The organism is Buttiauxella agrestis ATCC 33320 (assembly GCF_000735355.1).
GTDB lineage: Bacteria > Pseudomonadota > Gammaproteobacteria > Enterobacterales > Enterobacteriaceae > Buttiauxella > Buttiauxella agrestis.
The window spans coordinates 19056-29397 of record NZ_JMPI01000007.1; the positions used below are offsets into that span (position 1 = coordinate 19056).

The following is a 10342-nucleotide window of genomic DNA, read 5'->3' on the forward strand; positions in this document are numbered from 1 at the left end:
CTGGGTAGGGATACTGTCTACCGGGCATCTGTAGGGTAATATATTCGTTGGACTCAATGTGAGGTATTAATTGTGAAAAATAAAAACACGTTTTTTAATATTTGTGCGTTAGCCGTGGCGGCGACTCTATTAACAGCTTGCGCGGGTTCATCAAAACAAGAAAGCACCGGTGGCTATATTGACGACAGCGTGATCACTACAAAAGTGAAATCTGCGTTACTTGCTGAAAAATCTATTAAATCCACGGCTATTGGCGTTGAAACCTTCAAAGGCCGCGTACAGCTCAGCGGTTTCGTCTCTTCTGCGGCAGAAGCCAATAAAACCGTTTCAGTCACCAAATCGGTTAAAGGCGTGAAGGCTGTTGAGAACGATCTGATCGTGAAGTAATAACAAAATTGAACTTCAAATAAGCAGGAAAAGGGCGTTGTCATTTTCCTGCTTATCCTCATTTCAAAAAATGAGTTGTGATCGTATTTAAAAATCAGCGTCATAAGTAATCGTTATTGGACTGGCATGCGGTTGTTCGATTTGATGTTACGAATATGTAACTAACAACCAGGAAGCCGAGCATGTTCACCATCAAAACCGACGATCTTTCGCACCCGGCGGTGCAGGCATTAGTGGCCTATCATATTTCCGGCATGCTGGAGCAATCTCCGCCAGAAAGCAGCCATGCTTTAGATGTGCAAAAACTCCGTGACCCGACCGTGACATTTTGGTCGGCGTGGGAAGGGGAGCAATTAGCCGGAATTGGTGCGCTGAAAATGCTCGATGATGAGCATTGCGAGCTGAAATCCATGCGCACTGCGACGGAGTTTTTACGCCGTGGCGTGGCGAATCAGTTCTTGCTGCATATCCTGGGCGTGGCGCGTGAACGGGGATTTCAGCGCATCAGCCTTGAAACAGGTACTCAGCCAGGGTTTGCGGCCTGTCATCATCTGTATCTCAAGCATGGCTTTGTGGATTGCGAGCCGTTCGCGGATTATCAACTCGACCCGAACAGTCGCTTTATGACGATGGTTTTGTGAGGGGAGTTAGAAACTCAAATCTCAGAAAGCAAAAAACCCGCCATAGGCGGGTTCTTCTAAATGTGGTGCCCGGACTCGGAATCGAACCAAGGACACGGGGATTTTCAATCCCCTGCTCTACCGACTGAGCTATCCGGGCAACGGGGCGCATTAAACCGTAAAGGCCGTTGGGCGTCAACGGCTTTGTCATAAAAAACGGGTTAAATGCGTTTAACTGCCTGCTTTTCATTCATATTGGCGAGAAAATCACTCATCAGGTTAATGCGCCACCTTGTCGGCATTGCGCAAAGCGCAGAATGTCTTCGGCAAGTTGACGAGCAGTCTCAATGTCAGCCTGACTGCGTTTGACCAACAAACGGCTCAGGCAGCCTTCCAGCACCAGTTCCATTTGGTGAGCCACCATCGTTGGGTCGTCCACTTCCAGTTGCGTCAGCATTTCATGAGTGAATTCCCATGCGGCCTTTTTCTGCTGATCGGCCAACTGGTGAATCGGGTGCGACGCGTCCGGGTAAAACGTGCAGGCAGCGATAAACAGACAGCCCGGATAACGATGGTTGTTGACGCATTCGGTCAAGGCTTCGTAGCGTTTTAATAGCTTCTGCTCAAGCGATAGCTCTTCGTTAAGCACGAGCTGGCGACGCCAGATATCCACTTGCTGGCTCAAATAACGCAGGGCGTCGTACAACAGCGCTTCGCCATTAGGCCAGAAGTTTCGAATCTCATTGACTGGATAGTCAGCCTCGGTTGCGACCATCTCAAGGGTGGTGCTGGCAATGCCTTCACGTTCAAGGACGTGTAGGGCGTGCTCAAGTACGTCTTCGCGTTGCACGGTTTTCTCCTCCGTCGTTCAACGGTTTGTCCCACATTAGTGTTGTTTACTGCGCGTGTTTCTGCAAATGCGTACGGAAATCGTTGGCATCCATAAAACCGGTAACGCGTGCATCGGGCTGTTCCTGTCCAGTTGTATCAAAGAACAGAATGGTTGGCAGCCCTAAAACCTGTAAATGCTTTAACAGGGCATTGTCTTGCGCATTGTTAGCGGTGACATCTGCCTGAAGTAAAACGGTATTGGCCAGTTGCTGCTGAACTTGCGGATCGCTAAAGGTGTATTTCTCGAACTCTTTACAAGCCACGCACCAGTCGGCGTACAAATCGAGCATCACCGGTTTGCCTTTTGCATCAGCAAGCGCTTTGTCGAGCTGCTCAACGTTGGCAATTCTGGTGAAGTTAAGATGCGCCTGGCTGGTGGCGACGGGCGCACCAAACGCCCAGTCTTGCAGTGGTTTTGCTGATACTAACGCGCAACCCAGCAGGATTATTTGCACCACGCGCATCCACGATTTTGTCGCCCCGAGGCTGGTGATAAAAGCCCAGCCGAAGAACGCCACGCCAAGCAATCCCCACAACCTAATGCCCCACGTGTCTCCCAGTATGCGTTCCAGCAGGAAAACCGGCAGTGCAAGGATCACAAAACCGAACGCGATTTTGACGGTTTCCATCCACGGGCCACTTTTTGGCAGCAGACGGTTGCCGAAAACGGTGATCAGCATCAGCGGTAAACCCATGCCTAACGCGTACAGATATAACGTGCCACCGCCGAGCCACATGTTTCCGCTCTGGGCGATATATAGCAGGATTGCACTCAGCGGCGCGGTGGTGCAGGGCGAGCAAATCAACCCGGCCAGCGCACCCATAGCAAACACACCACCTGCTGAACCCCCTTGCTGGCGATTACTCATCAACGTAAGTCGAGTTTGCAGCGACGACGGCAGTTGGAGTGTAAACAGGCCAAACATGGACGCGGCGAGCAGCACAAACAGCGCTGATAAACCGATAAGCACGTAAGGGTGTTGCAGCGCGGCCTGGAATTGCAGGCCAGCGGCAGCGACGACAAGGCCGAGCGCGGTGTAAGTCAGCGCCATGCCTTGCACATAGATGAAGGTCAGCAGCAGAGCGCGAGCGGTGGATAAACGCTGTTTGCCGCCCAGCACGATGCCGGAAATCAGCGGGTACATCGGCAGCACGCAGGGCGTGAAGGCGATGCCGATGCCGATTAAGAATGCCCAGAGTGCGGAGAACGGCAATTGAGTGGGTTCAGTGTTGTCTGAACCCCTCACCCCGCCCCTCTCCCCGGGGGAGAGGGAGGAAGGCGAGTCAGCCGATGCCACCACTTCACTCAGTGGCACCACGCGCGTCTCAGGCGGGTAACAGAATCCCGCTTCGGCGCAGCCCTGATACGTCACACTGACCGTCGCCCCTTTGACCGCCGATTTCACCGTGACCGGCAAATTCAGCCGTTGGGTGTAAATCTCGGTTTTGCCGTAGAACTCGTCTTCATGCCAGGTGCCTTTTGGCAGGTCCAGCGGGGCGAGTTCGGCCTGGGCTGGGTTGAGTTTGATTTGCTGGCGATAAAGGTAGTAGCCCGGTTTTATCTGCCAGTTCAGGTTGAGCTGGTTTTCAGACTGCTGAAAATCAAAGGCAAAAGCCTGGTCGACGGGAACAAACTGAGATTTGCTCTGGTTGTCGAACAGACCGGCGAATGCGTGTGAACTGAAGAGCGCAAAGATTAGCGCAAAGATGCGTAGAGCCATGAGAGGTATTCACTATCTCCGTGGGTAACTGGCAAAACCAGTAATTCAGGGGTTTGGTATGGGTGATGCGATTTCAGGCAAGCCAGCAGGGCTTCCTGATGCTCAATGTCACTTTTGAGCAGCATTTGCACCTCATACTCCTGTTCCATTTTCCCTTCCCAGTAATACAACGAGGTGGCACCGGGTAATAAGGTGACGCAAGCCGCCAGTTTTTCAGCCAGCGCCAGCGCGGCAAGTTCCTGCGCGGTGGCTTCGTCCGGGGCAGTACAAAGGATGACAACAGCCTGGGTAGTCGGCATAGCTAACCTCGTATCTGGTGGGTCAGCGGTGACTATAGCATGAGGGAGCGAGGGGAGGTGTTAAACGGGCCGCGAGGCGACCCGTGTTTTAAAAGATTTACAGAACCAGCCCGCCGACAATAAAGCCGAGGATGACGCACAGCGAAATCGCAATCACGCCAGGAATCAAGAATGCATGGTTAAACACGTACTTACCAATACGGGTGGAACCGGTGTCGTCCATTTCTACCGCCGCCAACAAAGTTGGGTAGGTTGGCAATACGAACAACGCAGAAACGGCAGCAAAAGAGGCGATAGCGGTGAGCGGGCTAACACCGAGCATCAGAGCCGCAGGCATCAACGCTTTAGTGGTCGCCGCCTGGGAGTAAAGCAGAGTGGCCGCGAAGAACAGCACTACCGCTAACATCCACGGATAGCTTTGCAGTAAATCGCCCGCCACAGCCTGAATATCCTGAATATGGTTTTTGACAAAGGTATCGCCCAGCCACGCCACACCCAGCACACAAATACAGGCGCTCATGCCTGATTTGAAGGTGCTGGCATTGAGAATTTCACCGGTGTCGATTTTGCAGGTGATGCAAATCAGAGTGGCGATGGTCAGCATGAACACCACAATTGCTTCGTTACGCGGCAGAATTGGGTTTTGAATCAGGCCCACGGTGTCGCTGATGGCGGTAGCGTAGAACATCACCGCGACGATACCGATAAGGAACAGTAAAACGGAGCGTTTGGCGTGTGGTTTCAGCTCAAAGACGCTGCTGCCACGCAGCTTCACTTCACCTTTTGCGACGCGTTCCTGATAAACAGGATCGTCTTTCAGCTCGCAGCCGAGGAAGTTACAGACGATAGCCGTCAGCATAACGGCAACCAGTGTGACGGGAATGCAGATAGACAGCAGGGTCAAATAGCTGACGCCTAACGGCTCCAGAATCCCGGCGAAGAACACCACTGCCGCAGAAATCGGTGATGCAGTAATCGCGATTTGCGAGGCGACAACGGCAATAGACAGTGGGCGAGATGGGCGAATGCCTTGCTCTTTTGCAACTTCGGTAATGACCGGCAGCGTGGAAAAAGCCGTGTGGCCTGTTCCGGCAAGAATCGTCATAAACCAGGTCACTAACGGTGCCAGGAATGTGATGTATTTTGGATGACGACGCAGTAATTTTTCGGCGAGGCTGACGAGGTAGTCCATTCCCCCCGCCACCTGCATGGCAGCAATGGCGGCAATAACGGCCATGATGATTTCGATGACATCGAACGGGATAGCCCCGGGTTTAATCTGGAAAAACAGCGTTAAAACCAGCACACCAAAACCGCCAGCAAAGCCAATGCCTATGCCGCCGAGTCTGGCTCCCAGGTATATCGCTAGCAGCACGATAACAAGTTCAGCTCCAAACATGATTTCCTTCCTTGTGTTTGATTATTTGATAATTATATGTTGTGTTTTTGTGATTGGTGCAAATGAAAAAGGCACGTCCAATGGACGTGCCTTTTGTCGACTACCTAAGAAGATTACTGTTCATTTTCATCGGTATAACGTTTTGCTTTATAGACCGGGTGCATCAGGTTGTTGATGGAGAAAATGTCGTCCAGCTCGGCTTCGGTAAGCAGGCCGCGTTCCAGCACAACTTCACGCACGCTCTTGCCGGTTTCAGCACAAATCTTGCCCACGATATCACCGTTGTGGTGACCAATGAACGGGTTCAGATAAGTGACGATACCAATCGAGTTGTAGACATAGCTTTCACACACTTCTTTATTCGCGGTGATGCCGTTAATGCATTTTTCCAGCAGGTTGTAGCACGCATTGGTCAGGATGTGGATGGACTCAAACATCGCCTGGCCAATCACGGGTTCCATTACGTTCAGCTGCAGCTGGCCCGCTTCGGAAGCCATGGTGACGGTGATGTCATTCCCAATCACTTTGAAGCAAACCTGGTTAACCACTTCTGGAATCACCGGGTTGACTTTGGCTGGCATAATAGAAGAACCGGCTTGCAGTTCCGGCAGGTTGATTTCGTTCAGGCCGGAGCGTGGGCCGGAAGAGAGCAGGCGAAGGTCATTACAGATCTTCGACATTTTCACCGCCAGGCGTTTGAGCGAGCTGTGAACCATGACGTATGCGCCACAGTCGGAGGTCGCTTCAATCAGGTCTTCGGCAGGTACGCATGGCAGGTTGCTGACTTCAGCCAGTTTCTGTACCGCCAGTTGTTGATAACCTTCTGGCGTGTTCAGGCGAGTACCGATTGCGGTCGCACCAAGGTTCACTTCCAGCAGCAGTTCTGCGGTGCGCAGCAGGTTGCGGGTTTCTTCATTCAACAAGACGTTGAAGGCATGGAATTCCTGGCCCAGCGTCATTGGCACGGCGTCTTGCAACTGAGTACGGCCCATTTTCAGAACGTTTTCAAACTCAACTGCTTTGCGTTGGAAGCCGTCGCCTAACTGATTAATGGCATCAATCAGTTTCACAATAGAAGCGTACACCGCGATACGGAAACCGGTTGGGTAGGCATCGTTGGTGGACTGGCATTTGTTGACGTGGTCGTTCGGGTTCAGGTACTGGTACTCACCTTTCTGGTGGCCCATCAGCTCAAGCCCAATGTTGGCGAGCACTTCGTTGGTATTCATGTTGACGGAAGTACCGGCACCGCCCTGGTAAACGTCCACCGGGAATTGGTCCATGCACTTGCCGTTATTCAGCACTTCATCGCAGGCCTGGATAATGGTGTTTGCAATGCTTTTTGGAATGGTTTGCAACTCCTTGTTCGCCATTGCCGCTGCTTTCTTAACCATAACCATGCCGCGTACAAATTCAGGGATGTCACTGATTTTGCTGTTGCTTATGTAGAAGTTTTCAATCGCTCTCAGAGTATGAACACCATAATAGGCATCCGCTGGCACTTCCCTGGTACCCAACAAATCTTCTTCGATACGAATGTTATTTAACATGTGAACCTTCTTAATTAAAGCTGCCATTGATTGATCATTGCACACACAGGATCTCTGGTTGTGCGATGAATAGACCGACGATTATGTCCATATTCGGTCTGCGTGCCGTGATGATATGCTGATGATAGCGAAAAGCAGTAATCTGGATCACTTATTAAAGGTCATCTCACATAACAATTATTAATATGTGATGCCGATCAATTGTTGAAAATTTCCAAAAAAATAATGCGGCACGAAGATTGATTTTTGGCTAAGGCGTCGCCATCTCTTTGGCTAAGCATAATCGCTAACCTATTTTCGCAAATGCCTGAAGGCGCTTGCCCAACTACAGGAGTGTACGGTGCGCTGGATACCGTTAATTGCCGTCTTTCTCTATGTGTACATAGAGATTTCATTGTTTATTCAAGTCGCTCATGTGATGGGTGTCTTCCTGACACTGGTGCTGGTGATATTCACCTCAGTTATTGGTATGTCTCTGGTTCGCAATCAGGGCTTTAAAAATTTCATGCTGATGCAGCAAAAAATGGCAGCGGGTGAAAGCCCGGCCGCTGAAATGATTAAAAGCGTTTCGCTTATCATTTCTGGCCTGCTGTTGCTGTTACCTGGCTTCTTTACCGACTTACTCGGTTTGTTGCTGCTACTGCCACCAGTGCAAAAGCATCTGACGCTGAAACTGATGCCGCATTTGCGTTTCTCACGCACCCCTGGCGGCGGTTTTAGCGCGGGTACTGGCGGTGGTTCAACGTTCGACGGTGAGTATCAACGTAAAGATGATGCGCCGAAGCAGCTCGACGATCGCGATAACGACGATCGTCACAATCGTTAAAAATCGAAAATTTTTTTGTTTTCCCCCTTGAAGGGGGGAAGGCTCATCCCCATCTCTCAGGTCACCAGCCGATAACCCATTTTGGGCCGGCGTTACCTAAACAATTGATACTGACTTTCTCAAAGGAGAGCTATCACATGAGCATTCGTCCATTACATGACCGCGTTATCGTCAAGCGTAAAGAAGTTGAATCCAAATCTGCGGGCGGCATTGTTCTGACTGGCAGCGCAGCAGGCAAATCAACTCGTGGCGAAATCATCGCTGTCGGTAAAGGCCGCATCCTGGAAAACGGTAACGTGCAACCGCTGGACGTTAAAGTCGGCGATATCGTGATTTTCAACGATGGTTACGGTGTTAAGTCTGAGAAGATCGACAATGAAGAAGTGTTGATCATGGCAGAAAGCGACATCCTGGCAATTGTTGAAGCGTAATACGCGCACTAACTGAACGAACATAAACGAATTTAAGGAAAGTTAAGAATGGCAGCTAAAGACGTAAAATTCGGTAATGACGCTCGTGTGAAAATGCTGCGTGGCGTTAACGTACTGGCAGATGCAGTGAAAGTTACCCTCGGTCCTAAAGGCCGTAACGTTGTTCTGGATAAATCTTTCGGTGCACCGACTATCACTAAAGATGGTGTTTCTGTAGCGCGTGAAATCGAACTGGAAGACAAGTTCGAGAACATGGGTGCGCAGATGGTTAAAGAAGTTGCCTCTAAAGCGAACGATGCTGCGGGCGACGGTACTACTACTGCAACCGTGCTGGCTCAGTCCATCATCACTGAAGGCCTGAAAGCTGTTGCTGCAGGCATGAACCCAATGGACCTGAAACGCGGTATCGATAAAGCTGTTATCGCCGCTGTTGAAGAGCTGAAAGCCCTGTCTGTTCCTTGCTCTGACTCTAAAGCAATCGCTCAGGTTGGTACTATCTCTGCTAACTCCGACGAAACCGTTGGCCAACTTATCGCTGAAGCGATGGAAAAAGTGGGCAAAGAAGGCGTTATCACCGTTGAAGAAGGCACTGGCCTGCAAGACGAGCTGGACGTTGTAGAAGGTATGCAGTTTGACCGTGGCTACCTGTCTCCGTACTTCATCAACAAACCAGAAACCGGTTCTATCGAACTGGACAGCCCGTTCATCCTGCTGGCTGACAAAAAAATCTCCAACATCCGTGAAATGCTGCCAGTTCTGGAAGCCGTTGCGAAAGCAGGCAAACCACTGCTGATCATCGCTGAAGATGTTGAAGGCGAAGCGCTGGCAACTCTGGTTGTTAACACCATGCGCGGTATCGTGAAAGTCGCTGCAGTTAAAGCACCAGGCTTTGGCGACCGTCGTAAAGCTATGCTGCAAGACATCGCTATCCTGACTGGCGGTACTGTTATCTCTGAAGAGATCGGTATGGAGCTGGAAAAAACGACTCTGGAAGATCTGGGTACTGCAAAACGTATCGTGATCAACAAAGACACCACCACCATCATCGATGGTAACGGTGAAGAACCTGCAATTGCAGGCCGCGTGTCTCAGATTCGTCAGCAAATCGAAGAAGCAACTTCTGATTACGACCGTGAAAAACTGCAAGAGCGCGTAGCTAAACTGGCTGGCGGCGTTGCAGTAATCAAAGTCGGTGCGGCTACCGAAGTTGAAATGAAAGAGAAGAAAGCACGCGTTGAAGATGCCCTGCACGCTACCCGTGCTGCGGTTGAAGAAGGCGTGGTTGCCGGTGGTGGTGTTGCGCTGATTCGCGTGGCTTCTAAACTGTCTGAACTGCGTGGCCAGAACGAAGACCAGAACGTGGGTATCAAAGTTGCGCTGCGCGCAATGGAAGCTCCACTGCGTCAAATCGTTCTGAACTGCGGCGAAGAGCCATCTGTTGTTGCTAACACCGTGAAAGCGGGCGACGGTAACTACGGTTACAACGCAGCAACTGAAGAATACGGCAACATGATCGACATGGGTATCCTGGATCCAACCAAAGTGACTCGTTCTGCTCTGCAGTACGCAGCTTCCGTGGCTGGCCTGATGATCACCACCGAGTGCATGATTACCGATATGCCAAAATCTGACGGCCCTGACTTAGGCGGCGCAGGTATGGGCGGTATGGGTGGCATGGGCGGCATGATGTAAATGCCCCAACACCTGGTGTGAAGTTACACCGTGTTAAGAAAACCCTCAGGCAGAAATGTCTGAGGGTTTTTTCTTTTTGGTCGCAGTCTGGTATAAGATCTCACCGGGCGAAGACGGCCCGCTACTTTTCAAGACAGCATTGATAACGGGGAACAACATGCGCATTAAAGTTTCAGCAGGAATGGCTGTAGCAGCGCTGCTGCTGGCAGGCTGTAGCACCAGCAATGATCTTTCTGCTGGTGGGCAGGGCGTCCGTTTTGTTGAGGATAAGCCAGGCACTGAATGCCAGCTATTAGGAAATGCAACCGGTGAGCAAAGTAACTGGTTTTCCGGGCAGCAGGGCAGTGAAGGCGGTTCTATGCGTGGCGCGGCAAATGCTCTGCGTAATAACGCAGCGGCAATGGGCGGTAACGTGCTGTACGGCGTGAGCAGCCCGAGTCAAAACTTGCTGTCGAGCTTCGCTCCGACTGCCAGCACCATGACTGGCCAGGTTTATAAGTGCCCGAACTGATTTTTGGGTGAAACC

Annotated in this window: 11 protein-coding genes and 1 tRNA gene; 6 read left to right on the forward strand and 6 right to left on the reverse strand. The window is 51.1% G+C overall.

Annotation, left to right across the window (positions count from 1 at the left end; genetic code table 11):
* Window positions 1-72 precede the first annotated feature (72 nt).
* Window positions 73-387 (forward strand): BON domain-containing protein, encoded by a 315-nt coding sequence (locus GBAG_RS01345; RefSeq protein ID WP_034492695.1) that lies wholly within the window; start codon window positions 73-75, stop codon window positions 385-387.
* Between the two features lie 182 nt (window positions 388-569).
* Window positions 570-1028 (forward strand): GNAT family N-acetyltransferase, encoded by a 459-nt coding sequence (locus GBAG_RS01350; RefSeq protein WP_034492698.1) that lies wholly within the window; start codon window positions 570-572, stop codon window positions 1026-1028.
* 63 nt (window positions 1029-1091) lie between these two features.
* Here the strand turns inward: GBAG_RS01350 and GBAG_RS01355 are convergent.
* From GBAG_RS01355 to aspA, 6 genes are all read right to left on the reverse strand, one after another.
* Window positions 1092-1167 (reverse strand) — tRNA-Phe (locus GBAG_RS01355).
* 114 nt (window positions 1168-1281) lie between these two features.
* A complete protein-coding gene (locus GBAG_RS01360) occupies window positions 1282-1857 on the reverse strand; it encodes a transcriptional regulator (protein WP_034492700.1) in 576 nt (191 codons plus the stop codon).
* Window positions 1858-1903: 46 nt separating this feature from the next.
* On the reverse strand, window positions 1904-3619 hold the full coding sequence (locus tag GBAG_RS01365) for a protein-disulfide reductase DsbD (protein WP_034492701.1): 1716 nt from the start codon (window positions 3617-3619) through the stop codon (window positions 1904-1906).
* On the reverse strand, window positions 3595-3918 hold the full coding sequence (cutA, locus tag GBAG_RS01370; RefSeq protein ID WP_034492703.1) for a divalent cation tolerance protein CutA: 324 nt from the start codon (window positions 3916-3918) through the stop codon (window positions 3595-3597). The genes GBAG_RS01365 and cutA overlap by 25 nt, the downstream gene beginning before the upstream one ends.
* Window positions 3919-4015: 97 nt before the next feature.
* Window positions 4016-5317 carry an anaerobic C4-dicarboxylate transporter gene (locus tag GBAG_RS01375; RefSeq protein WP_034492705.1) on the reverse strand — a complete coding sequence of 434 codons (1302 nt, stop codon included), beginning with the start codon at window positions 5315-5317 and terminating at the stop codon, window positions 4016-4018.
* A gap of 113 nt (window positions 5318-5430) precedes the next feature.
* Complete coding sequence (gene aspA, locus GBAG_RS01380; RefSeq protein ID WP_034492708.1) at window positions 5431-6867, reverse strand: aspartate ammonia-lyase; 1437 nt, start codon at window positions 6865-6867, stop codon at window positions 5431-5433.
* Between the two features lie 340 nt (window positions 6868-7207).
* Here aspA and GBAG_RS01385 point away from each other — a divergent pair, with 340 nt between their 5' ends.
* From GBAG_RS01385 to GBAG_RS01400, 4 genes are all read left to right on the forward strand, one after another.
* Window positions 7208-7693, forward strand: a complete 486-nt coding sequence (locus GBAG_RS01385) for an FxsA family protein (RefSeq protein WP_034492711.1) — start codon at window positions 7208-7210, stop codon at window positions 7691-7693.
* A 137-nt stretch (window positions 7694-7830) separates the two neighbouring features.
* The gene (locus GBAG_RS01390) at window positions 7831-8124 is read left to right on the forward strand and encodes a co-chaperone GroES (protein ID WP_034461121.1); all 294 of its coding nucleotides are present in this window, start codon (window positions 7831-7833) and stop codon (window positions 8122-8124) included.
* 48 nt (window positions 8125-8172) lie between these two features.
* Window positions 8173-9816 (forward strand): chaperonin GroEL, encoded by a 1644-nt coding sequence (groL, locus tag GBAG_RS01395; protein ID WP_034492712.1) that lies wholly within the window; start codon window positions 8173-8175, stop codon window positions 9814-9816.
* A gap of 139 nt (window positions 9817-9955) precedes the next feature.
* Window positions 9956-10327, forward strand: a complete 372-nt coding sequence (locus tag GBAG_RS01400; protein WP_269474353.1) for a DUF4156 domain-containing protein — start codon at window positions 9956-9958, stop codon at window positions 10325-10327.
* Window positions 10328-10342 lie beyond the last annotated feature (15 nt).

Bases quoted from the DNA above. Each gene is read 5' to 3' on its own strand.
- GBAG_RS01350 (WP_034492698.1), top strand. From the start codon at position 570: ATGTTCACCATCAAAACCGACGATCTTTCGCACCCGGCGGTGCAGGCA.
- GBAG_RS01365 (WP_034492701.1), bottom strand. From the start codon at position 3,619: ATGGCTCTACGCATCTTTGCGCTAATCTTTGCGCTCTTCAGTTCACAC.
- cutA (WP_034492703.1), bottom strand. From the start codon at position 3,918: ATGCCGACTACCCAGGCTGTTGTCATCCTTTGTACTGCCCCGGACGAA.
- GBAG_RS01375 (WP_034492705.1), bottom strand. From the start codon at position 5,317: ATGTTTGGAGCTGAACTTGTTATCGTGCTGCTAGCGATATACCTGGGA.
- aspA (WP_034492708.1), bottom strand. From the start codon at position 6,867: ATGTTAAATAACATTCGTATCGAAGAAGATTTGTTGGGTACCAGGGAA.
- GBAG_RS01390 (WP_034461121.1), top strand. From the start codon at position 7,831: ATGAGCATTCGTCCATTACATGACCGCGTTATCGTCAAGCGTAAAGAA.
- groL (WP_034492712.1), top strand. From the start codon at position 8,173: ATGGCAGCTAAAGACGTAAAATTCGGTAATGACGCTCGTGTGAAAATG.